Source organism: Roseateles asaccharophilus (assembly GCF_031458115.1).
Lineage (GTDB): Bacteria > Pseudomonadota > Gammaproteobacteria > Burkholderiales > Burkholderiaceae_C > Pelomonas > Pelomonas asaccharophilus_A.
Map to the genome: position 1 here is coordinate 340,181 of NZ_JAVDXV010000003.1, position 23,905 is coordinate 364,085.

Consider the following 23,905-nt stretch of genomic DNA (forward strand, 5'->3'; position numbering starts at 1 on the left):
TGTTGAACTAGGGGGGCGGTAGCGTGATGCGCGTGTCGAACTTGGCCCGCTTCACGCTGAAGAAGGCCTTGATGTTGCGCACGTTGGCGTGCTGCGTCAGCAGGCGCTGCGTCAGCGCGTGATAGGCCGGCATGTCGGCCACCTGCACCACCAGCACGAAGTCGGGCCCTGGAGACACGCGCCAGCACTGCTGCACGGCGGCTTCCTGCACGGCGCGGGCCTCGAAGGCATCCAGGTGCTCGGCACCCTGGCGATCCAGCGTGATCTCGAGGATGGCCGACAGGCCCGCGCCCAGCTTGTCGGGCGACAGCAGCGCGACGCGCCGCTCCACGACGCCGGCGTCCACCAGCCGCTTCACGCGGCGCAGGCAGGTGGCCGGCGACACCGCCACACGGGCGGCCAGATCCTGGTTGCTCAGCGAGGCATCGGCCTGCAGGGCGTCTAGCAAGCGCAGATCGATGGCGTCGAAATCGTTCATTTGCGCTGATATTCTGGATGAAAATTTCTTGCTGACGATTGTGGGAAATTTTCATTCACATTGTTGTGAATTTTGAATGCATATGCCGTTGCGCCTTGCCTAGCATGCGTCATCTCAGAACGGAAGCAAGAGCAAATCCATGTGCGGCATCGTCGGCGCGGTCAGTCAGCGCAACATCGTTCCCATCCTCGTTGAGGGCCTGAAGCGGCTGGAGTACCGCGGCTACGACTCCTGCGGCGTCGCCGTGCACCAGGACGGCGGCCTGCGCCGCGCGCGCTCCACGTCGCGCGTGGCCGAGTTGCAGCATCAGGCCGACCAGGACGGCATCACGGCCGGCACCGGCATCGCCCACACGCGCTGGGCCACGCACGGCGCACCGGCGGTGCACAACGCCCACCCCCATTTCTCGGCCGGCCCCAACGCCAGCGCCGACGGCACCGGCCGCATCGCGCTGGTCCACAACGGCATCATCGAGAACCACGACGAACTGCGCGCCGAGCTGAAGGCGCGCGGCTACCAGTTCAACAGCCAGACCGACACCGAGGTCATCGCCCATCTGATCGACAACCTCTACAGCGGCGACCTGCTGGACGCCGTGCAGCAGGCGCTGCCGCGGCTGAAGGGCGCCTACGCGGTGGCCGTTTTCTGCCGCGACGAGCCGCACCGCGTCGTCGCCGCGCGCGAGGGCTCGCCGCTGGTGCTGGGCGTGGGCGAGCAGGAGAACTTTGTCGCGTCTGACGCGATGGCGCTGGCCGGCGTGACGGACCAGATCGTCTACCTCGAAGAAGGCGACGTGGTGGACCTGCAGCTGGGCCGCTACTGGCTGAGCCGCCTGGACACGACGACGGGCCGCTACGGCGCCGTGCAGCGCGAGGTCAAGACCGTGCACGCGCACAGCGGCGCGGCCGAACTGGGCCCCTACCGCCACTACATGCAGAAGGAAATCTTCGAGCAGCCCGTGGCCATCGCCAACACGCTGGATGCGGTGACCGGCATCAGCCCGGAGCTGTTCGGCGACGGCGCCTACCGCGTGTTCAAGGAGATCGACAAGGTCCTGATCCTGGCCTGCGGCACCAGCTACTACTCGGGGTCGACCGCCAAGTACTGGCTGGAGAGCATCGCCAAGATCCCGACCTCGGTCGAGATCGCCAGCGAGTACCGCTACCGCGACAGCGTGCCCGACCCCAAGACGCTGGTCGTCACCATCAGCCAGAGCGGCGAGACGGCCGACACCATCGCCGCGCTGAAGCATGCGCGCTCGCTGGGCATGAAGCACACGCTGACCATCTGCAACGTCGCCACCAGCGCCATGGTGCGCGAATGCGAGCTGGCCTACATCACGCGTGCCGGCGTCGAGATCGGCGTGGCCTCCACCAAGGCCTTCACGACGCAGCTGGTGGGCCTGTTCCTGCTGACGTTGGCGCTGGCGCAGACCCGCGGCCACCTGACCGAAGCCGAGGAAACCGAGCACCTGAAGGACCTGCGCCACCTGCCCGTCGCCGTGCAGGCCGTGCTGGCGCTGGAGCCGCAGGTCATCGCGTGGAGCGAGGAGTTCGCGCGCAAGGAGAACGCGCTGTTCCTCGCCCGCGGCCTGCATTACCCGATCGCGATGGAAGGTGCGCTCAAGCTCAAGGAGATCACCTACATCCACGCCGAGGCCTATGCCGCGGGCGAACTCAAGCACGGCCCGCTGGCCCTCGTCACGTCGGAGATGCCGGTCGTGACCGTGGCGCCCAACGACGCGCTGCTGGAGAAGCTCAAGAGCAACATGCAGGAAGTCCGCGCGCGCGGCGGCCAACTCTATGTGTTTGCCGACGGCGACACCGCCATCGAAAGCGAGGCCGGCCTGCACGTCATCCGCATGCCCGAGCACTACGGCGCGCTGTCGCCCATCCTGCACGTGGTGCCGCTGCAGCTGCTGGCGTATCACACGGCCTGCGCGCGGGGCACGGACGTGGACAAGCCCCGCAACCTGGCGAAGTCCGTGACCGTCGAGTGAGCGACGCGCAGTACACCACCCTGCCGGCGTGGCCCAGCGCCTATCCGGCCAGCGGCGCGAGCGCCACGCTGAAGCTCCTCAACGAGGACTTCATCGTGACCGAGCTGCCGCTGCAGTTGCCCGCGGGTGAAGGCGAGCACCTCTGGCTGGACGTCGAGAAGAACGGGGCGAACACCGCCTTCGTCGCCCAGCAACTGGCCGTGGCGGCTGGGGTCAATGAGTGGGACGTGGGCTACGCCGGCCTCAAGGACCGCTACGCCATCACGCGCCAGTGGTTCAGCATCTATCTTCCCAAGGGCGAGACGCCCGACCTGACCCAGCTTCAGCACCCCGAATTCAAGGTGCTGGGCCAGAGCCGGCATGTGAAGAAGCTGCGCCCCGGCGATCTGCAGGGCAACCGGTTCCGCATCGCGTTGCGTGACGTGACCGGCAACCTCGATGCCATCGAGGCCAATCTGAACGCCGTGGCGTCGCAGGGCGTGCCCAACTACTTTGGTGCACAGCGCTTCGGCTTTGACGGCGGCAACGTCGAGCAGGGCCGCGCCATGCTGGCGCGCGAGATCCGCGTGCGCAACCCGAAGAAGAAGGGCATCTACCTGTCGGCGGTGCGCTCCTTCGTCTTCAATGAGGTGCTGGCGCTGCGCATTCAGCAGGGACTCTGGGGCAAGACCCTGCCCGGCGACGTGATGGACGAGGCCGGCCGGCCCACCGGACCGCTGTGGGGAAGAGGCCGCGTGCCCACCACCGATGAAGCGCAGGCGCTGGAGAACGGCGTGGCCGCACGTCACGCCAGCTTGTGCGACGGCATGGAGCACGCCGGGCTGGACCAGGAGCGCCGCGCGTTGGTGGCGAGCCCGGTGGACCTGTCGTGGGAGTGGCCGCAAGCCGATCAGCTGGTGCTCACGTTCTCCCTGCCCGCCGGGAACTACGCCACGTCCGTGCTGAACGAGATCCTCAGCACCACGGAGCCGGATCGGCATGCAGAGCAGGAGCCTGCGGCCGTCGAGTGACGGGTCATCAGGCGAGGTGAGCCCGCTCAGAGTGCCAGCAAGTGCTCCACCCGCGGCCTGTCCGGGCCGATGTGCAAGCGCAGGGCCTCGGCCTGCATCTCGGCATCGGCCCTGGAGACCCGGTGGTGCTGGCGCAGATGCTCCGCCCAGGACTCCACCAGGAACCATTCGATGACGCGCTCGGGCTCGCTGGCGTGCTCCGCCACGCCCCAGGCATAGGCGCCGTCGCGGCGGCGCTCGCGTTCGACGTGCTTCATCGCTTGCAGGAACGCAGGCAGGTCGTCGCGGCGGATGCGGTACTCCACCTGGATCATCACGGGGCCGCGGTCATGCGCGACAGGCGCGCTGAGCAGAGGCTCCGGCCAGTGGTTGGAGGGCTGCAGATCGGCCTCGCCGGTGGGCAGCTTGATGCGATGGAAGGCCAGCGCGATGACCGCCAGCCCACCCGCGCCGAGCAGCAGCGTCAGCGGCACACCGACTTCCTGCGCCACCAGGCCCCATGACAGGCTGCCCGCGGCCATGGCGCCGTTGAACACCATCAGGTAGATCGCCAGGCCTCGGCCACGCACCCAGTTCGGCAGCACCGCCTGGGCCACGCCGTTCAGCGTGGTCAGCGCGACGATCCAGCCAACGCCCAGCACCCCCATCAGCAGCACGGCCACCCAGCGCGGCGGGGCCACGGCCAGCGCCGCCATCACGCCCGCCGTGAGCCCCGAGGCCAGCAACACCAGGCCGTCGGCACCGAGCCGGCCGCGCAGGCGCGGCAGCAGCAAGGCGCCGACGATGGCCCCCGCGCCGACGGCTCCCAGCAGCACGCCGTAGTAGCCGGCCGTGCCACCGAGCATCTGGCGCGCCACCAGCGGCAGCAGCGCCCACACGGAGCTGGCGAACAGGAAGAACGCGGCCGAGCGCAGCAGCACCACGTGCAGTTCTCGGCTGGCGCGCGCGTAGCGCAGGCCGACGCGCAGTGCGCCGCCGAACTGCTCCTTCAGGCCGTCTTCCTTGGCCTCGGGGCGCTTCCACCACAGCAGCGCGGCGATGACGAAGATGTAGCTGAGCACGTCGGCCCCGTAGGCGGTGGCAGCGCCAAAGCTGGCCAGCAGCAGGCCGCCGATGGCCGGGCCGACGGCGCGCGCGATGTTGATGCCCAGCGGTTTCAGCGCGACCGCGCTCTTCAGCTCATCCCGCGACACCAGCTCGGGTACCACGGACTGCCAGGTCGGGCCCATCAGCGCCGCGCCGACGCCGCCCACGAAGGTCAGCAGCACCAGCCATTCGACGGTCAGCGTCTGCGTGGCAGACAACAGCAGCAGCGCGCCGCTGACGCCGCCCAGCAGGACCTGCAGCGCGATGAGCAGGCGGCGGCGATCGAGGATGTCTGACAGCACGCCGGCGGGAATGGCCAGCAGGAAGATGGGCAGCGTGGCCGCCGTCTGGATCAGCGCGACCGCGGCGGGGCTGGCCGACAACTCCGTGACCATCCATGAGCTGGCCACGTCGCGCATGAACGTGCCCAGATTGCCCATGACCGCGGCCACCCACAGCAGGGCAAACACCGGCTGGCGCAGCGGCGCGAAGCTGCTGGAGCGGGCGGGTGCGGGAGAAGCGTGGGTGTCGGGGCCGGCCATGGCCGCCAGTGTCGTGAGCGGGCGCCATCGCGGGATCCGTAAACGGGCGTAGTTCGCATCGGCCATTTGGTAGAGGCGCAGATGCTCTCCGTGGAGTAGCCCGGCGCCACGCGGCCTTCCAAACCGTGGGGTTCCGTCGCTACGATGCGCCGCCATGCTCAACCGTATCGACGACGAGATCACCTTCCGCAAGCTCGAGATCCTGCTGGCCTTCATGGAGAGCGGCAACCTCGCGCGCGCCGCCGAGCGGCTGGGCATCAGCGCGGTCAGCGTGCACCGCGCGCTGCACTCGCTGGAGACGGGCACGCGCTGCAGCCTGTTCCGGCTGGAGGGCCGCAACCTGCAACCCACCGACGCGGCCCATGCGCTGGCCGACGTGGCGCGCGAGGTGTTGCAGACCATGTCACACGGCATACGCGCCACGCGCGAGATCGCCGGCTACGCGGCGGACCGCATCCGCATCGGCTCGCTGTACTCGCTGACCAGCGGCACCGTGCCGGCCCTCATCATGGCGCTGCGGCTGCGCAAGCCCGACATCCAGGCCGAGCTGGTGCTGGGCTCTAACAGCGAGCTGCTGCGCAAGCTCCGGGACGGCGTCGTCGATGCCACGGTGATGGGTTTTCCCGAGGGTGCCGGCGACGTGGAGTCGCAGCTGCTGTTCGAGGACGACATCTTCTTCGCCGCGCCGGCGCAGTCGCCTTATGCGCAGCAGCAGGAGATCGACCTGAGCCGCTGCGCCGACGAGCGCTTCGTGTCGCTGGGCGAGGGCTATGTCACGCAGGACCGCTTCGTCGATGCGTTCCGCGTCGCGGGCTTTGAGCCCCACGTGGCCATGACCACCAACGACATCTTCTCGCTGATGAATCTCGTCGGCGGTGGCATCGGCTGCACGCTGCTGCCCGGACGCATCCGCGGCGTGCTGCCGCGCAATGTCTGCCTCGTGCCGCTGCAGCCGCGTTTCCAGATGCGGCAGAAGATCAGCGTGTGCTTCCTGCGCACGCGCGAGCGCGACCCCAACCTGCTGTCACTGCTGGCCGCCTGCCGCAGCCACTCGGCGGAGTTGGAGGCCGCGCCGCCGCGCGGCTGAGCTCCAACCTAGATTCAGTCGAGCTTGGCGCCCGAGCGCTTCACCACCTCGGCCCAGCGCTTGGTCTCGGCGGCCACCATCTGGCCGAAGGCATCGCCGTAGAGGTTGGGCGTGTCCGCGCCCAGGCCGTTCCAGATCTTGCGGATCTCCTCCGAGGCGAACGCCGTGCGCAGCTCGGCCTGCATGGCCGCGATCACCTCCTTGGCCGTTCCCTTGGGCGCCCACAGGCCGTACCAGGTCGACACTTCGTAGCCCGGCACGCCGGCCTCGGCGGCGGTGGGCACGTCGGGGAAGCCGACGGCGCGCTTGGCGCCCGCCACGGCCAGCGCCTTCACGCGGCCCGTCTTGATGTGCGGGCTGGACGAGCCCAGGCCATCGAACATCAGCTCGACCTGCCCGGCCACCAGGTCCTGCAGCGCCGGACCGGCACCGCGGTAGGGGATGTGGGTGATGAAGGTCTTGGTCTGCAACTTGAACAGCTCGCCCGCCAGGTGATGCGAGGTGCCGTTGCCGGCCGAGCCGTAGTTGAGCCGGCCCGGCTTGGCGCGCACCGCGGCCAGCAGGCCCTTCAGGTCGGGCACCGGCAGCTGGCCGGGGTGCACGACGATGACCTGCGGCACGCTGGCCAGCAGCGCGACGGGGATGAAGTCCTCTTCCAGCCGGTAGTCCAGCCGCGGATACATGGACGGCGCGATCGCGTGGTGCACCGCGCCCATGAAGAAGCTGTTGCCGTCCGGCGCCTGCCGCGAGGCAAAGCCGGCGCCCACCGTGCCGCCGGCGCCGCCCTTGTTGTCGATCAGCACCTGGCGGCCCATCTGGCGCGTCAGCGCTGCGGTCAGCGGCCGTGCGAAGGCGTCGGTGCCGCCGCCGACGGGGAAGGGAACGATCCAGGTCTGCGGCTTGTTGCCCTGCGCCTGGGCCAGCCAGGGGGCGGCCAGCATCGCGGGCAGAAGGGTGCGGCGTTTCATCGTGATGTCTCCTCTTGTGTGGGCCGGCTGCCGGTGCACTGATGGCACAGCGCGGTGCGGGCGTCGCACGGTAAGCGCGCGGCCGTCGGCGGATCAATCAGCCGGGCCGGCGAACACTTACGCAAAGCGGAACGTTCAGCGGCCGACACTTGCGGCCGGGGTAAAGGTTGGTCGCCGAAGTTGATTGATCGGCGGTGGGGGCGTTCCCATACTGCCGGCGTAACCAAGGAGAACCGGATGAACGCCCCCGCCTGGAACCGGCGTGACCAGCAGCGCCGCGAGCGCCTGTCGCGGGCCGCCAGCCTTTCGGGCTTGAACGGGCGGCTGGTGGCCACCGCCGCCGCCGTGCCGCTGCTGGAGGCGGTGCTGCAGCCCGGCGACCGCGTCTGCCTGGAAGGCAACAACCAGAAGCAGGCCGACTTCCTCGCGCAGGCGCTGACACAGGTGGACCCGCAGCGTGTGCACGACCTGCACATGGTGCAGTCGGTGCTGGCCTTGCCGGAACACCTGGACGTGTTCGACAGCGGCATCGCCAAGCGGCTGGACTTCTCCTTCTCCGGACCACAAGGGGCCAGGCTGGCCAAGCTGGTCGGCAGCGGCGGCATAGAGATCGGCGCCATCCACACCTACCTCGAACTGTTCGCGCGCTACTTCGTCGACCTGACGCCCAAGGTCGCGCTGGTGGCGGCGCACGCGGCGGACCGGCAGGGCAATCTCTACACGGGCCCCAACACCGAGGACACGCCGGCCATCGTCGAGGCCACGGCCTTCTCGGGCGGCATCGTCATCGCGCAGGTCAACGAGATCGTGGACGTGCTGCCGCGCATCGACATCCCGGCCGACTGGGTGGACTTCGTCGTGCAGGCGCCCAGGCCCAACCTCATCGAGCCGCTGTTCACGCGCGACCCGGCGCAGATCAGCGAGATCCAGGTGCTGATGGCCATGATGGCCATCAAGGGCATCTATGCCGAGTACGGCGTGCAGCGGCTGAACCACGGCATCGGCTTCGACACGGCGGCCATCGAGCTGCTGCTGCCTACCTACGGCGAGTCACTGGGTTTGAAGGGCCAGATCTGCAAGCACTGGGCGCTGAACCCGCACCCCGCGCTGATTCCCGCCATTGAGGCCGGCTGGGTGGAGTCCGTGCACTCCTTCGGCTCCGAGCTGGGCATGGAGGACTACATCCGCGCGCGCAGCGACGTGTTCTTCACCGGCGCCGACGGCAGCCTGCGCAGCAACCGCGCCTTTTGCCAGGCCGCCGGCCACTATGCCTGCGACCTCTTCATCGGCTCCACGCTGCAGATCGACCTGCAGGGCAATTCGTCCACCGCGACGCTGGGCCGCATCGCCGGATTCGGCGGTGCGCCCAACATGGGCGCCGACGCGCGCGGCCGCCGCCACGCCAGCCCGGCCTGGCTGAAGGCCGGCGAGCAGGCCCGCGCCGGTCGACAAGGTGCGGCCGGCACGCCACGCGGCCAGAAGCTGGTCGTGCAGATGGTGGAGACCTTCCGCGAGCACATGCAGCCCGCCTTTGTCGAACGCCTGGACGCATGGACGCTGCAGGAGCAGGCCCGCATGGACCTGCCGCCCATCATGATCTACGGCGAGGACGTGACCCACATCCTGACCGAGGAAGGGATCGCGAATCTGCTGCTGTGCCGCAGCGATGAGGAACGTGAGCAGGCCATACGCGGCGTGGCCGGCTACACGGCGGTGGGGCTGGCACGTGACGCGCGCATGGTGGAGAACCTGCGCGACCGTGGCGTCATCAAGCGGCCCATCGACCTCGGCATCGATTCGCGCGACGCCACTCGCAACCTGCTCGCCGCACGCAGCATGCGCGACCTCGTGCGCGCGTCGGGCGGCCTCTACAGCCCGCCCAAGCGCTTCCGCAACTGGTGAGGTCCACGATGAGAGACCCCTCGCCCGGTCTTGCACCGGCTGCACGCCGGCAAGCCCAGTCGGTCCCCCGAGGGGACGGCGATGCACGCGGCATTGGGTCGCATGCACATCGCCTGCTGGCCGGCTTGGGGCGGCCCAGCGCCCGGCCCGCAGTTTCATGCGCCGTGGACGGCGTTCAGCACCATGATGGACAACTGAGATGAACGCACCCGGATTGGAAACCCTGGACTACACCTTCCCCGGCACGCGGCCGGCCGGCGCCTTCACGCCGGTGCTCGTTGGCGTCGTTGGATCCGGCAATCTCGAAGTGCTGCTGGAGCCCGCCGCCGGCAGCGACTGCCGCATCCACATCGAAACCTCGGCGCGCGGCTTCGGCGCCATCTGGGCCGCCGTCGCGCACGACTTCCATCAGCGCCATCAGTTGGCCGGCGTGCTGCTGTCCATCCACGACATGGGCGCCACACCCGCCGTCGTCAGCCTGCGGCTGGACCAGGCGGCGCAGGAGCTGAAGCCATGATCACCTCGTATGCAGAGTGCTCCGCCCGCGAAAGGCTGGCCTGGCTGTTGGACGAAGGCAGCTTCCATGAATGGCTGCCGCCCGCGCAGCGCCTGACCAGCCCGCACCTCGCGCAGCTTGGATTGCCCGCGGCCTTCGACGACGGCGTGGTTATCGGTCGGGCGACGCTGGACGGCCACACGGTGTATGTCGCCGCACAGGAGGGCGAGTTCATGGGCGGTGGCGTCGGCGAGGTCCACGGCGCCAAGCTCGTGGGCCTGTTCAAGCGCGCGCTGCGGGACAGGCCGCGCGCCGTGCTGCTGCTGGCCGAATCCGGCGGCGTGCGGCTGCACGAGGCCAATGCTGGCCTAATCGCCGTCTCCGAGGTCATGCGCGCGCTGCTGGACGTGCGCGCGGCCGGTATCCCGGTCGTCGTGCTGATCGGCGGCGCCAATGGCTGCTTCGGCGGCATGGGCATCGTCGCGCGCTGCGCGGACCACATCGTCATGAGCGACATCGGGCGTCTCGCCATGTCGGGCCCCGAGGTCATCGAGGCCTCGCATGGCGTCGAGGAGTTCGACTCGCGCGACCGCGCGCTGGTGTGGCGTGCCACAGGCGGCAAGCACCGCTGGCTGACGGGCGACTGCGACACGCTGGTGGAGGACGACGTGGCGGCCTTCCGTGCGGCCGCCATCGCGGCGCTGGATTCAGCAAGACCTGTCACGCTGGATGCACTTGAAGCGGAACACGCAAAGATCGCAGCGCGACTCCGTTTCGACGGTGCGGAAGGCATCGCGCTGTGGGCCTCGCTCGGCGTGGCCGACGCCGCCCGCATCCCCGACCTCGACGTGGCCGCCGTGCTGGCCCTGGGAGTCCGCTGATGGACTGGCAGACGCTCGCCACCCGCCTGTTCGGCGCCGCTCATGGCGTCACGCGCGACGGCCACCTGCTGCGCGGCAGCGTCGAGTTCGACGGCCGGCCGCTGACCGTCATCGGCACCACCGACCACGCGCCCATCGGCGTGCAGCTGGCGCTGGCCCAGGCCCGCGTGGTGCTGGACACGATGGCCCAGCACCCCGGCCGCGCGCTGTTGCTGCTCATCGACACGCAAGGCCAGCAGCTGCGCCGCCGCGACGAGCTGCTGGGCATCAACCGCGCGATGGCGCATCTGGGCATGTGCATCGACCTCGCGCGCCGCCGCGGCCACCGCGTGCTGGGGCTGGTGTATGACCAGGCCTTGTCCGGCGGCTTCATCACGTCCGGCCTCATCGCCGACGCCTGCGACGCACTGCCCGAGGCCGAGATCCGCGTCATGCGGCTGCCGGCCATGGCACGGGTGACCAAGCTGCCCGAGGCGCTGCTGGCCCAGCTGTCCGAATCCAACCCGGTATTCGCGCCCGGTGTGGGCAACTACGTGGCGATGGGCGGCGTGCGCCAGCTGTGGCGGGGCGACCTGGCCGACGCGTTGCGCGAAGCGCTGGCCCACGCGCCGACCGAAGACCGCCGCGCCCAGGACGGCGCCGCAAGAGGGGGCCGCCGCATGGCCGCCAGCGTTGCGCAGCAGGTGCTGGACGCGCCATGACCCCGCTGCATCGCCACCAGATCGCGTGGCTGTCGCACGCCGGCTGGCAGAGGCTGCTGGACGGTGATTGGGATGACGAGGCGAGGGCCTGCCTGTTGCATTGGGCCGCACAGGGCCTGCCCGTCGTCGTCACGCGCCAGCCACCGGGCGATGATGGCATCGCACTGGGCCTCAGCGCCCCGACGCGCTGGAACCGCCGGCGCCTCGCGCTGCGCGTGACGCGGGCCGAGGTCCTGTACTTCGACGAGTTCCCGCGGCTGGAGAAGATCACTGCCCAACTGCCCGCGGCTGCGCGAATGCCAGCCCGCCAGCTGGCCGTGGCGCTGCAGGGCTGCTGCGCGACGGCGCGTGTCTACGGCAGTCACGGCTGGCAGCACCTGAGCGGGCTGGACCATTTGCGCGACGGTTCCGACCTGGACCTGTGGGTGGCGGTGAATGACGCCGAGCAGGCCGACGCCGTCGCCGCAGCGCTCGCCGCGTTCTCGTCCACCGGCTGCCGCCTGGACGGCGAGCTGATCTTTCCCGGTGACCGCGGCATTGCCTGGCGCGAGTGGCAGGCCTGGCGCGCCGGCCGCGCCCAGGCGCTGCTGGTGAAACGGCTGCACGGCGCATCGCTGGAGACGCCGGAACCCAGCGAGGCGCTGGCATGAGCGCCCGTCTCGCGCACGCCACCGTCGCGCCCAGCGCGCAGCAGATCGGCCGCGCCGCCACGCTGGCGCTGTACGACGAGCTGGCGCTGTCGCCCAAGCCCGGCCTCGTCACGCTGACCGACCGCGGCAGCCATGCCGACATGGATGCCCACAGCTTCATGCGCAGCCTGTTCGCGCTGCGCGGCTACGTCGTGCGCATCGCCGAGCTGGGTGCGGCCCAGGCGCCATTCGACGCGCTGGAGCAGGCTGGCATCGCCGCCGAAGCGCGCATGCTGGCGGCCACCGGTGGCATCAACACGCACCGTGGCGCCATCTTCATGCTGGGCCTGCTGTGCGCATCGGCCGGCGCGCTGGCGGCACGGGGCGAGAAGCCCACGCCGCAAGGCTTGCGCGCCGCGCTGGACCGGCATTGGGGTGACGCGCTGGCCCGCCGCGCGACGCGACCGTCCACGCTGCCCGGCGGCATCGCCGCGCGCCGCCTGGGGCTGCGCAGCGCGTCGGCCGAAGCGGCCATGGGCTTCCCGACGCTGTTCGATGTCGCGGTGCCCGCGCTGCGCGCCGGCCTGGCCCGCGGTCTCGCTCCCGAAGCGGCGCAACTGGACACGCTGTTCGCCGTCATCGCGCAGCTGGACGACAGCAACCTGGCCCACCGCGGCGGCTTGGCAGGCCTGCGCTTTGCGCAGAACGCGGCGCGCAGCTACCTTGCCAACGGTGGTGCCGCGCAAGGTCCGCAAGCAGCTCAGGCCATCGCCACGGAATTCGTGCGCCGCAACCTGTCTCCCGGCGGCGCCGCCGACACGCTGGCCGCCGCGTGCTGGCTGCAACGATTGGGCTGATGCTCGCGCTGCTTTTCCCCGGGCAGGGCGCCCAGCATGCCGGCATGTTGCCCTGGCTGGACGCACGGCCCGAGGCCGCGCCGCTGCTGCAAGCGCTGACCCGCCAGCTCGGGCGCGACTGGCGCGACGGTCTGGCCGACGCGGCCTGGCTGCACCGCAACACCGTCGCCCAGCCGCTGCTGACGGGCGTGTGCGTCGCCGCCTGGCAGGCGCTGGCGGCCCGACTGCCTGTGCCGGGCGTCGTTGCGGGGTACAGCGTTGGCGAACTGGCCGCCTGCTCGGCGGCGGGCGTGTTCGACGCCGACACCGCACTGGCGCTGGCCGCTGCTCGGGCACAGGCCATGGACGCGGCCGTGGCGGGCCGCGCTACGGGCTTGCTTGCCGTGCAAGGCCCCGGTGCCGCGCGGCTGGTCGAGGAACTGCCCATCGCCATCCACATCAGCGCCGAGCGCGTCATCATCGGCGGGGGAGCCACCACGCTGGACGATTGCGCTGCCCGCTGGACCGGCGCAGGTCTGCGCTGCACGCGCTTGCCCATCGCCATCGCCTCGCACACGCCCGCCATGGCACCCGCAGCCACCGCGTTCGCGCAGCGACTGGCCGCGACGCCGCTGCGGCCGGCGCGCGTGCCCGTGGTCTGCAACTTCAACGCGGCGGCACAGCGCCAGCCCGCGCAACTGGGCGCCGCATTGGCCGGGCAGATCGCCAGCACCGTGCGTTGGGACGAATGCATGGATGCCATCGCCGAGCGCCAGCCCCGCTGCGTGCTGGAGGCCGGCCCCGGCGCCTCGCTGGCGGCAATGTGGCGTGAGCGCCATCCCGGCATCCCGGTCCGCTCGGTCGACGAGTTCGGCGGCCCGGACGGCGTGGCCGACTGGGTGCGCCGCCAGCTCGGCTGATTGCGGGTTAACCCACGACCTTTGCAGCTCGCGTAACGGTTGCTCATTCAGGTTGATTGATCGCCCGGACGGGCGCTCGGAGACTGCGGCCGCTGATTGGAACCGGTTCCAATCATGCTACATGAATGAAGAACCAGCCGGCCGCCAGCACCTCGCCTGACCGGACCAGCCCGCATAAAAGAGGAGACAAGACATGCGCCATCGCGCCCCGAGTTCCGTCCATCGTTCCGGACTGCGCCCCACGGCGCTGGCCTGCCTGGGCTTGTTTGGCCTGGCCGCCGCCGCGCTGGCCCAGGCCGACGCGCCCGCCCAGCCGCCGGCCGGCGACAGGAAGCTGGATACCGTCACCGTGACCGGCTTTCGCGCCAGTCTGGAGTCGTCCATCAGCGCCAAGCGCAACAACGACTCCATCGTCGAGACCATCTCGGCCGAGGACATCGGCAAGCTGCCCGACGTGAGCATCGCCGACGCGATCTCGCGCCTGCCGGGCCTGACGATGCAGCGCGTGGGCGGCAGCGCCAACGTCATCAGCATCCGCGGCATGGCGCCGCGCTACGGCGTGACGCTGTTCAACGGCCGCGAGATGGTCAGCACCGGCGACAACCGTTCGGTGGAGTTTGATCAATTCCCGTCCGAGCTCATCACCCGCGCCGCCGTCTACAAGACGCCGGAGGCCAGCCTGTCGGCGCAGGGCCTGTCGGGCACGGTCAACATGCAAAGCCTCAAGCCGCTGGACTACGGCCGGCGGCAGGTCGTCATCGGCGCGCGGCTGGAGCGCAACGACAACGGCAAGCTCAACCCCGAGGTGTCGGCCAACGGCAACCGGCTCAACGCGTCCTACGTGAACCAGTTCGCCGGCCGCACGCTGGGCGTGGCGGTGGGCTTTGCGCATCTGGAGTCGCCCAGCCAGGAGCAGCACTACAAGAGCTGGTGGTGGACCAAGCCGGCCATCGCCATTCCCGGCACGCCGGACGACGCCATCGCGCTGCAGGGCATGGAGTTGGGCGTGGCCTCGCGCGAGCGCAAGCGCGACGGCCTGCTGGCCGTGCTGGAGTGGAAGCCCAACGCCGCCTTCCACAGCACGCTGGATCTGTACTACTCGCGCTTCGAGCAGACCGAGGCGCGCCGCACGGTCATGGGCGACCTGACCCGCGCCGCCGGCACCACCTACCAGAGCGTCGAGACGACGATGGTGGACGGCAACAAGATCATCACCGGTGGCACCATCAGCGGTTTCAAGCCCGTGGCGTTGACCAGCTTCAACCAACGCAAGGACAACATCCGCGCCATCGGCTGGAACAACGCGTTGACGCTGGCCGACTGGCGCCTGGTGGCCGACCTGAACTACGCGATGGCCAAGCGCAACGAGCAGAACGCCGAGCTGCAGGCCGGCTTCTCGGCGCCCATCAGCCTGGGGCCGTCCGCCATCGAGACCGGCGATGGACGCTCGGTCTTCCACCCCACGGTGGACTTCAGCGACACGCGCAGCATCCTGCTGCGCGACCCGACCAACTGGGGCCGTGACGGCCGCAGCCAGTTCCCTCGGGTCAAGGACGACATCAAGACCATCAAGCTGTCGGCCGCGCGCCGCTTCGACAACAGCTGGCTGAACAGTGTCGAGACCGGCGCCACCTTCTCCGAACGCAACAAGAGCATGAACCGCACGGAGGTCTACTACTACCTGAAGAACAACCGCGCACCCACGGCCGTGCCCACCGAGCTGCTGCGCGAACCGGTGGACCTGGGCTTTGCCGGCAGCAGCATCCGCATGCTCGCCTTCGACTTCCAGGGCGCTCTGAACTCGCTCTACACGACGGCCGCCGCCGCGGTGGACCAGGCGCCGGGCCGCATCTGGACCGTCAAGGAAGAGGTGTCGGCCGCCTACGCGCGCGCCGGCTTCGACTTCCACTGGGGCGTGCCGGTGCACGGCAACGTCGGCGTGCGCGTGGTGCATTCGCACCAGTCCAGCAACGGCATGCTGTGGAACTCCGTCACCCGCACGCCCGTCAAAACGACGGGCGGCACCAGCTACACCGACACGCTGCCCAACTTCAACCTCGTGATGGACCTGACGCCCAAGACGCTGCTGCGCTTCGCCGCGGCCAAGGTCATCGCTCGGCCCAATGTGGAGGACATGCGGGCCGGCTACTCCGGCATCACCGTCAACAACACCTCCAAGATGTGGCAGGGCAACGGCGGCAACGTCAACCTTGAACCCTGGCGCGCCGACGCGGTGGACCTGTCGCTGGAGCACTACTTCAGCAAGCGCAGCTACTTCGCCGTGGCGGCCTTCCACAAGAACCTGAAGAACTTCGTCTACTCACGCGTCATCGACTTCGACTTCACCGGCTTCCCCAACAACACCACCAACGTTCCCGTGTCCAACATCGGCAACCTGACGACGCAGGCCAACGGCGGCGGCGGCATGGTGGCCGGCACGGAGTTCAGCGGCACGCTGGATGGCTCGCTGCTGACGCCGGCGCTGGACGGCATCGGCATCCAGATCGGCTACTCCAACACGCGCAGCACGCTGCACGAAGGCAACGACGTGAAGAAGCCGCTGGACGGTCTGTCGGGCAGCGCCACCAACTTCACGCTGTACTACGAGCGCAGCGGCTTCTCGGCCCGCTTCGGCAGCCGGCATCGCTCGCCCTTCGTCACGACGGTGCGCGGCACCTTCGGCGAGAACGTGGCCAGCCGCATCTCGGGCGAGACGGTGATGGATGCGCAGCTGGGCTACCGCTTCGACGACGGTGCGTTCAAGGGCTTGTCGCTGACGCTGCAGGTCAACAACCTGAACGACCGCTCCTACCGCACCCGCGTGGGCATCAGCAGCGGCTCGGTGAACCCCGACGCCACGCTGCCCGAGCGCTACACGACCTACGGCCGCCAGTTCCTGGTGGGCGCGAACTACAGGTTCTGAGTTCGCGGCCTTGGCCTGCGCCGCCGCGGCGCAGGTCTATTTCTTCCGTTCTTCTCCACGACACGAGGAGCTCCTTGCCATGGCTGCACACCACAAGCCTTCCTTCATCGCTGCCGCGGCGCTGGTCGCCGCACTGAGCCTGCCGGCTCAGGCGCTGCCCGTCGCGCTGAACCCGCTGGCCACGTCCGGCGCCAGCGCCAACGGCAACGCCGGCACGCCCGACACCACCACCTCGCCGGTCTTTGCCGGCAGCACCACGTCCGAGACCGCACCGGACGCCGGCAACGGCTGGAGCGTCGGCTGGGCCAACCGCAACGGCGCTTACGCCGTGCACAGCGCGGCCGAAGGCGTCGCCGACGCGCACAGCTCGGCGCGTCTGCGCTATGTCATCACCAACGACAGCGCGACGGCGCTGCAGTACAGCCTGTACTTCAGCATCGCCGGCGGCAGCCTGTTCACCAACGTGTCGCCCCATGCGCCGCTTGCGGGCACCGAGCTTGTCGGTAGCAGCTACGCGGCCCGCATCCAGGTCGGTGGCACCACGCGTTTCAGTTCCGGCGCCAGCCTGCAGCAGACCGCCGCCGGCCTCGCCTTCACGCGCAGCGGTGTCGACCTCTCGGGCGGCTCCGACGACGGCCTGGACGGTGCCTACGACTGGGTCACGGCCGACCATCGCGTGGACCTGGGCGTACTGGCCGCCGGCCAGTCGGTCGACGTCATCGCCGAGATGTGGGCTAGCGCCGCGGCCCATGTGGGTCTGTACGAGTTCGACTGCGGCATCAGCACGCCCTGCGCCGCGTTCAAGGGCGGCGCGTATGCCTTCCACGGCGATGCGAGCGACTTCTTCGGCTCGGCCGCGGCCGGCGACGGCATCGCGCCATTCCGCATCGTCACGGCCAGCTCCGTGCCGGAGCCGCGCAGCTTCGCGCTGCTGGGCGCCGGCCTGCTGGCTATTGCGGCAACCCGCCGCCGCATCCGTCGTTGATACCCGGAAGGAGAAACCATGAACACTCTCGCGAGAACCCTTGCCGCGGCCCTCATCGCCGCCTCGGCCGGTGCCGCTCAGGCCGCCTCGGTCTGCTTCTTCGAGCTGGCGCAGTACCGCGGCGCAGCCTTCTGCGCCGACGCCGGCAGCCCGCTGATGGGCCGCGTGTGGAACGAGCGCATCAGCTCGGTCCGCGTGCCGGTGGGCGCGTCGGTGAAGCTGTACGAGCACGCCAACCACACGGGCCGCGTGCTGGAGCTGACGGTCGACGCCGCCACGCTGCCGGCCGACTTCGACAACCAGACCTCGTCCTACCAGATCACCCAGCCGCCGCCCCAGGCCAGCGTGTGGGTGACGCACCCGGACCGCAGCCGCCTGCTGTCCTGGGACGGCCAGCGCTCCTTCGACAGCAACGCCGCCGTGGACGCGACGACCATCAGCGTCGACGAAGCCACGCGCTACCAGCAGATCGCCGGCTTCGGTGCGGCGCTGACCGGCTCGTCATCCTGGCTCATCAAGAACCGTATGACGGCGACGCAGCGCGATGCGCTGATGCAGACGCTGTTCGGCAGCGGCGAAGGCCAGGCCGGCATCAGCTACCTGCGCCTGCCGCTGGGCGCGTCGGACTTCTCGACCTACCACTACACCTTCGACGACACGTGCTGCGACCTCGCGGACTTCAGCATCGACCATGACCGCGCCGCCACCATCCCGCTGGCGCTGCAGGCCAAGGCGCTGAACCCGCAGCTCAGCTTCATGGGCTCGCCCTGGAGCCCGCCGGCCTGGATGAAGACCAGCGAGGCGCTGGGCTGGGGCAAGCTGCGCGGCGACCACTACCCGCTGTATGCGACCTATCTGCGCCGCACCTTCGACGACTTCAAGGCCGCCGGCATCACCTTCGACGCGATGACCATCCAGAACGAGCCGCGCCACGAGCCCATGAGCTACCCGGGCGCCAAGTACGAGTGGTATGACGAGCTGAACTTCGTGCGCGGCCACCTGGCGGCCAAGATGAGCGGCACGGGCGTCAAGCTGCTCACCTTCGACCACAACTGGAACCTGGACTGGTACCCCAAGGCTGTCATGAACGAGGGCCAGCCCTACTACGAGGGCTCGGCCTGGCATTGCTACGGCGGTAGCGTCAGCGCGATGACCGGCATGCGCAACGCCTACCCGGCCAAGAGCATCTACCTGACGGAGTGCACAGGCTCCATCGGCGTCGGCAACTTCGGCAGCAACCTCAAATGGAACATGCAGAACATGTTCATCGGTGGCACGCGCAACTGGGCCAAGACCGTGCTGCTGTGGAACCTGGCGCTGGACCCGACCGGTCAGCCGCACAACGGCGGCTGCAACGCCTGCCGTGGCGTCGTGACGATTGACCAGAGCACCGGCAACGTCACGCTGAACGAGGAGTTCTACGCCATCGCCCACTTCGCGCGCTTCGTGAAGCCGGGCGCCGAGCGCATCGCGTCCAGCAACAGCAGCGACGGCCGCTTCATCAGCGCCGCCTTCCGCAATGCCGACGGCAGCAAGGCCATGGTGGTGCTGAACCAGAGCAGCACGGCGGGCGCTTTCCGCACGGTGTTCAACGGACGCTCGGTGTCCGTCACGCTGCCCGCATCGGGCGTGGCGACGCTGACCTGGCGGTAAGCTGCCGCGCTGCTGAAAGGACCGACCTCGAATGCGCTTGCTGACCTCGTTTCTTGTTCCTGCGTTGATGAGCGCCGGCGCACTGGCCGCGCCGGCCGGTGTCGTCGACCGTTTCGAGATCGTCGCCACGCAGGATGCTTACAACGGCGCCACACCGGTCGGCGCGGCCGGGCCCTACGTCGTCATCACGGCCATCGTTCATGGCCGGCTGGACCCGGCCCACCCCGACAACGCCGACATCGTCGACCTGCCGCTGGCGCCACGCGATGCGGACGGGTGGGTGCGCTACTCGACCGACGCCGCCGTGCTGCGCCCCAAGCTGCCTCGCGACGCGCGGCGCATCCTGTTCTACGACGTCGTCAACCGCGGCGGCCGGCTGGGGCAGGGCGTGTTCATCGGCGGCGGCGCGCTGACCGATGGCGCGGCGCCCGGTGCCCACTTCCCGTCGCTGCTGCGGCGCGGCTACACGGTGGTGTGGAGCGGCTGGCAGGGCGACGTCGAGCAGACCGGCCGCGGCGCGACGGCGGCGCTCGGAACGCGCTTCCCCATCGCCACCGCGGCAGACGGCAAACCGCTGACCGGCATGAGCCGCGAGGAGTTCATCCCCGACCAGGCCGGCGGCGGCACGACGCTGACGCTGAACCACCGGCCCGCCTCGATGACCGACCGCAGCGAGGTGCAGTTCACCGCCCGCGCGGCCTGGCGCAATGCCGACGGCCTGGCCGACTACGCCAGCACGCCGTCCGCCCCGGTCACCGACTGGCAGTACGTGACCCAGCCCAACGGCACGGTCGCCGTGCGCTTCACGCCGCCCGCGGCGCTGCCCGTGGCCGGCGGCGGCACGGTGGCGCCCGATGCCGGCACGATCTACAGCTTCGTCTACCGCGCCGCCGAACCGCGCGTCGCGGCGATCGGCTTCGCCGCCGTGCGCGACCTGCTGCATTTCCTGAAGTCTTCCAACACCGACGCGCAGGGCCAGCCCAACCCGTTGAACGACATGAAGGCCGCGCCTTGCGCGGTGGGCGGCGACTGCCCCGCCGACCCGGCCACCAACTTCGACGCCGTGCTGGGCGAGGGCACGTCGCAGTCGGGCCGCTTCCTGCGCGACTTCCTCTACCTCGGCTTCAACAAGGCCACCGATGGCAAGCCCGTGTTCGACGGCCTGCTGGCCGTCATCCCCGGCGGCCGCCGCACGTGGACGGCGGTGCGCTTCGCGCAGCAGGGCCGCTGGTCGCGTCAGCATGAAGACCATTTCATGCAGGGCGACCAGTTCCCGTTCAGCTACGCCAGCTTCACCGACCCCGTCAGCGGCCGCCACGACGGCCTGCTCAAGCGCTGCCAGGCCGACAGCACCTGCCCCAAGGTCATGCAGATCGACGGCAGCTTTGAATGGTGGGGCGGGCGTGGCTCGCTGAATGTGACCGACGGCGCCGGCCGCGACGTGCCACTGCCCGCCAACGTGCGCTACTACTTCGTTCCCGGCACGCAGCATGGCGGCGGCGGCGGCGTGATGACCGGCCTCGTCAAGCCGCCCGACAGCGGCAGCACCTGCCGCTTCGCGAACAGCCCGGTCACGATGACGCCCATCGAGCGCGCACTGGCCGTCGCGCTGGAGCATTGGGTCGTGCACGGCACGCCGCCGCCGGCGTCGGCCCATCCGAAGGTGGCCGATGGCAGCGCCACGCAGCCGGTGCCCGTGCCGCTGGCCGGCACCGGCCGGGTCAGCGCGCTGTTCGTCACCGACCATGTCGACGGCATCCCGCGCGTGCAGCTGTCCAAGCCCTACCGGCAGCTCGTGGCGGCCGTCGACGCCGATGGCAACGAGACGGCCGGCATCGCGACGCCGGAGGTCGCCGTGCCGCTGGCCACCTACCTGGGCTGGAACCTGCGCGGCGCCGGGCATGCCGAAGGCGAGGGCTGCAGCGCGGCGGGCGCGGCGATCCCGTTCGCCGTCGACGCGGCGACCAAGGCGCCGGGTGATCCGCGCGCGCCGCTGTCCGAGCGCTACGCCGGCCGCGCCGACTATCTGGCGAAGTTCCATGCCGCGACGCAGGCGCTGGTGCGCCAGGGCCTGCTGCTGCCGCTGGACGCGGAGCACATCTATCGCGCCAACGCGGGCAAGGTCTCGCCGTTGCTGCTGCCGAATCGTTGAAGGAGCGTGCTCAGCCGAGCTTGGCGAGGACGGCCGCCTCCGTGGCCGCGTCCCAGGCCAGCGGGTAGAGGCTGCGGGCCTGGGCCTGCAAGGCCGGTTGCCCGCCCCAGCGCGAGATCTGCGCTCGCACCATCGACAGCTCGAAGCTCATCAACACCGCCGGCGCGTCGACGCGCGGGTTGTGACGTGCCGTCGAGTGCGGCAGCCAGCCCAGCAGGCGGCGGTAGAAGGCGACGTGGCGCGGGTGGACCTCGATGACGCCGCGCTCGCAGCCGGCGCGGCGGTGCGCGTGGAGGTAGGCCAGGTGGAAGAGACGCGCGAGCAACAGCCGGGAGTCGGGCGCCTGCCGGTCGACCGCCAGGCTGCCGAACTCGCACAGCGACACCCCGGCGGCACGCCAGGTCCGCAGCTCGTCCCCGAACAGCAGGTCGGCGTTCAGGCCGTTCGAACCGTCGAAACGCACGGTCAGCGTGCCCACCACTTGCGCGCCATGCTGGGCGGTGCAGACGACATCGCCGGCCTCATGACGGCTGCTGAAACGCTCGCCGGCCACGGCCAGCCCGCGTTCGACGTAGCGCCGCTGCACCAGTTCCAGCGCATGGCCGTCGAGCGCGCCGAAGTCGCTGTTCAGCGCCAGCGGCGTTTCGCGGCTGCGGTCGTTGAAAACGGAAAACATGGGGCCACCGGGGTTGCGAGTCGAGGCTGCACTGTCGGGTGGCGGTGTTTCAACTTGGCTTCGGCGGCGACGGGCGGGCGTTGCGTTTGTTTCAACGGGCCGATGATGGCGGCATGAAGACCTTGCGCGACCTCATGACACCGCCGGCTCACATCCAGGGCCGCATCGAAGCCATCGTCGTGCGCGGCTCACCGCGCGATCCGGCCCGGCTCGTCACCGAGACGCAGGCGCTGGCCGGCATCGGCCTGGCCGACGACCGGCTGGGCCTGCGCGGCGAGGCCGAGCTGTCCACGCGGCAGGTCACGCTGATCCAGCAGGAACATCTGCCGCTGATCGCCGCGTTCGCGCGCACCGGCGCCATTGACCCGGTGGATCTGCGCCGCAACCTCGTCGTGTCGGGGCTGAACCTGCTGTCGCTGAAGAACGCCAGCCTGCGCGTGGGCGAGGCGCTGATACAGATCGTGGGGCCTTGCCACCCCTGCTCGCGCATGGAGGAGGTCATAGGCGCCGGCGGCTACGCGGCGATGCGCGGTCACGGCGGCATGACCGCGCGCGTGCTGGAGAGCGGCGCCGTCCGCGTGGGCGATGGGGTCAGCGTGGTGCCGTAGTGTCGGCAGGCCTCAGATGCCGCCCGCGGACACGATGGGCCCCGTCGGCCGCCCGGTGGGCGAGCCGCCCGCCGGCTCCAGGCTGACCGCGAAGGCCTGCGTGCCGTCCAGCAGGCCGGCGCGCCGCACGGTGGTGGGCACGTCGCCGGCCTGCACCAGGCCCAGCGAGCGCGGCTCGCCCTGGCGCGGTACGGCCCATAGCTCCAGCGCGCGGCCCGGCTGCGTGGCCAGCGGTGCCAGCGGCTTCAGCACCAGCGTGCGTCCGTCGGCCGACACGCTGGCGACGAAGCCGGTCAGCACGCGGTCCACGCCTTCCGGCGTGCTGCGCAGCACGACGACCACCGGCGCGGCCTCGGGTTGCGGCCTTGCCAGCTGCAGCGCCAGCACCACGGACGCGGCCAGCGCCACGGCGCTGAAGCCTTGCCACAGGCGCAGCCGCGCCGTGGTGGGCGGCGCGGCCTGGGCGTCGTTGGCGGCGCCGAACAGCCGCGTCTGCACGGCCAGCCAGACGCTGGCAGGCGGCGTGACGGGCTCGATCTGCCCGGCCAGCAGCTGCAGCCGGTCCTGCCAGTCGGCGGTCGCGGCGGCCAGCGCCGGGTGCGACGGCAGCAGCCGCTCGAAGCGCCGGCGTGCGCCGCCGCGCAGGCTGCCCAGCGCGTACTCGGCGGCCAGTCGGTCGGCACGTTGCGGGTGCGCGTAGTCCATCAGGCCACTCTCCCCATCGCGCCGACGCGTTGCGCCGCGCGGTCCAGGCACAGCCGCAGGCTCTGCAGCCCGCGCCGCACCCAGCTCTTCACGCTGCCCAGCGGCTGGCGCATGTGCTCGGCCACCTCGGCATGCGACAGGCCCTGGTAGTAGGCCAGCGCCAGGCTGCTGCGCTGCTGGTGGCTGAGTTCGCCCATGCAGCGCTCCAGCGCGTGGGCGCGGCTGGCGTTGTCCAGCAGGTCCAGCGGGCCGGGCTGGTCGCTGGGCATCAGCGCGAGCAGGTCGCCGTCCTCGTCGTCATCCAGCCCGCCATGGCGGCTGACCGTGGCGGGCTGGCTGGCCTGGTGGCGCAGCGCGTCGATGGCGCGGTGGCGCGCGATCGCAGTGAGCCAGGGCAGCACCCGGCCCTGCGCCGCGTCGAAGGCGGCGGCCCGGCGCCACACGGTGATGTAGACCTCCTGCAGCACCTCCTCGGCCTGGCCGCGGTCACGGCAGATGCGCAGCACGGTGCCGAACAGCGCCGCGCTGGTGCTACGGTACAGCTCGTCGAACGCTCGCCGGTCAGCCGCGGCGACGCCGGCCATCAGCGCGGCGAGGCGCGCGTCGGCGAAGCTCTGGGGCGTGGGCGGAGGGGCGGGCGGGTCGGCGGGCGTCATGCGCCTTTCTAC

General features: G+C 70.3%; 21 protein-coding genes. 15 read left to right on the forward strand and 6 right to left on the reverse strand.

Annotation, left to right across the window (positions count from 1 at the left end; genetic code table 11):
* Window positions 1-7: 7 nt before the first annotated feature.
* Complete coding sequence (locus J2X21_RS10005; RefSeq protein ID WP_310327961.1) at window positions 8-478, reverse strand: Lrp/AsnC family transcriptional regulator; 471 nt, start codon at window positions 476-478, stop codon at window positions 8-10.
* A gap of 139 nt (window positions 479-617) precedes the next feature.
* On the opposite strand from J2X21_RS10005, the gene glmS reads away from it, so the two are divergent.
* Both glmS and truD read left to right on the forward strand, forming a co-directional pair.
* Window positions 618-2,477 (forward strand): glutamine--fructose-6-phosphate transaminase (isomerizing), encoded by a 1,860-nt coding sequence (gene glmS, locus J2X21_RS10010; protein WP_310327963.1) that lies wholly within the window; start codon window positions 618-620, stop codon window positions 2,475-2,477.
* Window positions 2,474-3,487: a tRNA pseudouridine(13) synthase TruD gene (gene truD / locus J2X21_RS10015; protein ID WP_310327964.1), complete on the forward strand. Its 1,014-nt coding sequence runs from the start codon at window positions 2,474-2,476 to the stop codon at window positions 3,485-3,487. The genes glmS and truD overlap by 4 nt, the downstream gene beginning before the upstream one ends.
* 26 nt (window positions 3,488-3,513) lie before the next feature.
* On the opposite strand, the gene J2X21_RS10020 is transcribed toward truD, so the two are convergent.
* A complete protein-coding gene (locus tag J2X21_RS10020; protein WP_310327965.1) occupies window positions 3,514-5,115 on the reverse strand; it encodes an MFS transporter in 1,602 nt (533 codons plus the stop codon).
* Between the two features lie 154 nt (window positions 5,116-5,269).
* Here J2X21_RS10020 and J2X21_RS10025 point away from each other — a divergent pair, with 154 nt between their 5' ends.
* Window positions 5,270-6,202 (forward strand): LysR family transcriptional regulator, encoded by a 933-nt coding sequence (locus J2X21_RS10025; protein WP_310327966.1) that lies wholly within the window; start codon window positions 5,270-5,272, stop codon window positions 6,200-6,202.
* Window positions 6,203-6,216: 14 nt separating this feature from the next.
* On the opposite strand, the gene J2X21_RS10030 is transcribed toward J2X21_RS10025, so the two are convergent.
* Window positions 6,217-7,170, reverse strand: coding sequence for a Bug family tripartite tricarboxylate transporter substrate binding protein (locus tag J2X21_RS10030; RefSeq protein ID WP_310327967.1), 954 nt, complete (start codon window positions 7,168-7,170; stop codon window positions 6,217-6,219).
* Window positions 7,171-7,407: 237 nt separating this feature from the next.
* Between J2X21_RS10030 and mdcA the strand changes: the two genes are divergently transcribed.
* The 11 genes from mdcA (at window position 7,408) to J2X21_RS10085 (ending at window position 21,248) form a co-directional block, all read left to right on the forward strand.
* A complete protein-coding gene (gene mdcA / locus J2X21_RS10035; protein ID WP_310327968.1) occupies window positions 7,408-9,072 on the forward strand; it encodes a malonate decarboxylase subunit alpha in 1,665 nt (554 codons plus the stop codon).
* A gap of 199 nt (window positions 9,073-9,271) precedes the next feature.
* Window positions 9,272-9,589 carry a malonate decarboxylase acyl carrier protein gene (mdcC, locus tag J2X21_RS10040; protein ID WP_310327969.1) on the forward strand — a complete coding sequence of 106 codons (318 nt, stop codon included), beginning with the start codon at window positions 9,272-9,274 and terminating at the stop codon, window positions 9,587-9,589.
* Entirely contained in the window at window positions 9,589-10,449 is an 861-nt protein-coding gene (locus J2X21_RS10045) for a biotin-independent malonate decarboxylase subunit beta (RefSeq protein WP_310328343.1), read from the forward strand. The genes mdcC and J2X21_RS10045 overlap by 1 nt, the downstream gene beginning before the upstream one ends.
* Window positions 10,449-11,150, forward strand: coding sequence for a biotin-independent malonate decarboxylase subunit gamma (locus tag J2X21_RS10050; protein WP_310327971.1), 702 nt, complete (start codon window positions 10,449-10,451; stop codon window positions 11,148-11,150). Before J2X21_RS10045 ends, J2X21_RS10050 begins: the two co-directional genes overlap by 1 nt.
* Entirely contained in the window at window positions 11,147-11,800 is a 654-nt protein-coding gene (gene mdcG / locus J2X21_RS10055; protein ID WP_310327972.1) for a malonate decarboxylase holo-[acyl-carrier-protein] synthase, read from the forward strand. Before J2X21_RS10050 ends, mdcG begins: the two co-directional genes overlap by 4 nt.
* Window positions 11,797-12,636 carry a triphosphoribosyl-dephospho-CoA synthase gene (locus tag J2X21_RS10060; RefSeq protein ID WP_310327973.1) on the forward strand — a complete coding sequence of 280 codons (840 nt, stop codon included), beginning with the start codon at window positions 11,797-11,799 and terminating at the stop codon, window positions 12,634-12,636. Before mdcG ends, J2X21_RS10060 begins: the two co-directional genes overlap by 4 nt.
* A complete protein-coding gene (locus J2X21_RS10065) occupies window positions 12,636-13,535 on the forward strand; it encodes an acyltransferase domain-containing protein (protein ID WP_310327974.1) in 900 nt (299 codons plus the stop codon). The genes J2X21_RS10060 and J2X21_RS10065 overlap by 1 nt, the downstream gene beginning before the upstream one ends.
* Before the next feature lie 193 nt (window positions 13,536-13,728).
* Window positions 13,729-16,458, forward strand: a complete 2,730-nt coding sequence (locus J2X21_RS10070; RefSeq protein ID WP_310327975.1) for a TonB-dependent receptor — start codon at window positions 13,729-13,731, stop codon at window positions 16,456-16,458.
* 79 nt (window positions 16,459-16,537) lie between these two features.
* On the forward strand, window positions 16,538-17,443 hold the full coding sequence (locus J2X21_RS10075; RefSeq protein ID WP_310327977.1) for a PEP-CTERM sorting domain-containing protein: 906 nt from the start codon (window positions 16,538-16,540) through the stop codon (window positions 17,441-17,443).
* An 18-nt stretch (window positions 17,444-17,461) separates the two neighbouring features.
* Complete coding sequence (locus J2X21_RS10080; RefSeq protein ID WP_310327978.1) at window positions 17,462-19,096, forward strand: glycoside hydrolase family 30 beta sandwich domain-containing protein; 1,635 nt, start codon at window positions 17,462-17,464, stop codon at window positions 19,094-19,096.
* A gap of 67 nt (window positions 19,097-19,163) precedes the next feature.
* Entirely contained in the window at window positions 19,164-21,248 is a 2,085-nt protein-coding gene (locus J2X21_RS10085; protein WP_310327980.1) for an alpha/beta hydrolase domain-containing protein, read from the forward strand.
* 10 nt (window positions 21,249-21,258) lie between these two features.
* On the opposite strand, the gene J2X21_RS10090 is transcribed toward J2X21_RS10085, so the two are convergent.
* Window positions 21,259-21,924, reverse strand: a complete 666-nt coding sequence (locus tag J2X21_RS10090; RefSeq protein WP_310327982.1) for an N-acyl amino acid synthase FeeM domain-containing protein — start codon at window positions 21,922-21,924, stop codon at window positions 21,259-21,261.
* A gap of 113 nt (window positions 21,925-22,037) precedes the next feature.
* Here J2X21_RS10090 and J2X21_RS10095 point away from each other — a divergent pair, with 113 nt between their 5' ends.
* Window positions 22,038-22,532: an MOSC domain-containing protein gene (locus tag J2X21_RS10095; protein WP_310327984.1), complete on the forward strand. Its 495-nt coding sequence runs from the start codon at window positions 22,038-22,040 to the stop codon at window positions 22,530-22,532.
* Between the two features lie 12 nt (window positions 22,533-22,544).
* Here J2X21_RS10095 and J2X21_RS10100 read toward each other — a convergent pair whose 3' ends face one another.
* Window positions 22,545-23,237 (reverse strand): anti-sigma factor, encoded by a 693-nt coding sequence (locus tag J2X21_RS10100; RefSeq protein ID WP_310327985.1) that lies wholly within the window; start codon window positions 23,235-23,237, stop codon window positions 22,545-22,547.
* On the reverse strand, window positions 23,237-23,893 hold the full coding sequence (locus J2X21_RS10105) for a sigma-70 family RNA polymerase sigma factor (RefSeq protein WP_310327986.1): 657 nt from the start codon (window positions 23,891-23,893) through the stop codon (window positions 23,237-23,239). The genes J2X21_RS10100 and J2X21_RS10105 overlap by 1 nt, the downstream gene beginning before the upstream one ends.
* Between the last annotated feature and the right edge of the window lie 12 nt (window positions 23,894-23,905).

Bases quoted from the DNA above. Each gene is read 5' to 3' on its own strand.
- J2X21_RS10080 (WP_310327978.1), top strand. From the start codon at position 17,462: ATGAACACTCTCGCGAGAACCCTTGCCGCGGCCCTCATCGCCGCCTCG.
- J2X21_RS10070 (WP_310327975.1), top strand. From the start codon at position 13,729: ATGCGCCATCGCGCCCCGAGTTCCGTCCATCGTTCCGGACTGCGCCCC.
- J2X21_RS10100 (WP_310327985.1), bottom strand. From the start codon at position 23,237: ATGGACTACGCGCACCCGCAACGTGCCGACCGACTGGCCGCCGAGTAC.
- J2X21_RS10030 (WP_310327967.1), bottom strand. From the start codon at position 7,170: ATGAAACGCCGCACCCTTCTGCCCGCGATGCTGGCCGCCCCCTGGCTG.
- mdcA (WP_310327968.1), top strand. From the start codon at position 7,408: ATGAACGCCCCCGCCTGGAACCGGCGTGACCAGCAGCGCCGCGAGCGC.
- J2X21_RS10085 (WP_310327980.1), top strand. From the start codon at position 19,164: ATGAGCGCCGGCGCACTGGCCGCGCCGGCCGGTGTCGTCGACCGTTTC.
- J2X21_RS10090 (WP_310327982.1), bottom strand. From the start codon at position 21,924: ATGTTTTCCGTTTTCAACGACCGCAGCCGCGAAACGCCGCTGGCGCTG.
- J2X21_RS10075 (WP_310327977.1), top strand. From the start codon at position 16,538: ATGGCTGCACACCACAAGCCTTCCTTCATCGCTGCCGCGGCGCTGGTC.
- J2X21_RS10020 (WP_310327965.1), bottom strand. From the start codon at position 5,115: ATGGCCGGCCCCGACACCCACGCTTCTCCCGCACCCGCCCGCTCCAGC.
- J2X21_RS10025 (WP_310327966.1), top strand. From the start codon at position 5,270: ATGCTCAACCGTATCGACGACGAGATCACCTTCCGCAAGCTCGAGATC.
- mdcG (WP_310327972.1), top strand. From the start codon at position 11,147: ATGACCCCGCTGCATCGCCACCAGATCGCGTGGCTGTCGCACGCCGGC.
- J2X21_RS10050 (WP_310327971.1), top strand. From the start codon at position 10,449: ATGGACTGGCAGACGCTCGCCACCCGCCTGTTCGGCGCCGCTCATGGC.
- J2X21_RS10095 (WP_310327984.1), top strand. From the start codon at position 22,038: ATGAAGACCTTGCGCGACCTCATGACACCGCCGGCTCACATCCAGGGC.
- glmS (WP_310327963.1), top strand. From the start codon at position 618: ATGTGCGGCATCGTCGGCGCGGTCAGTCAGCGCAACATCGTTCCCATC.
- mdcC (WP_310327969.1), top strand. From the start codon at position 9,272: ATGAACGCACCCGGATTGGAAACCCTGGACTACACCTTCCCCGGCACG.
- J2X21_RS10105 (WP_310327986.1), bottom strand. From the start codon at position 23,893: ATGACGCCCGCCGACCCGCCCGCCCCTCCGCCCACGCCCCAGAGCTTC.
- J2X21_RS10060 (WP_310327973.1), top strand. From the start codon at position 11,797: ATGAGCGCCCGTCTCGCGCACGCCACCGTCGCGCCCAGCGCGCAGCAG.
- J2X21_RS10005 (WP_310327961.1), bottom strand. From the start codon at position 478: ATGAACGATTTCGACGCCATCGATCTGCGCTTGCTAGACGCCCTGCAG.
- J2X21_RS10065 (WP_310327974.1), top strand. From the start codon at position 12,636: ATGCTCGCGCTGCTTTTCCCCGGGCAGGGCGCCCAGCATGCCGGCATG.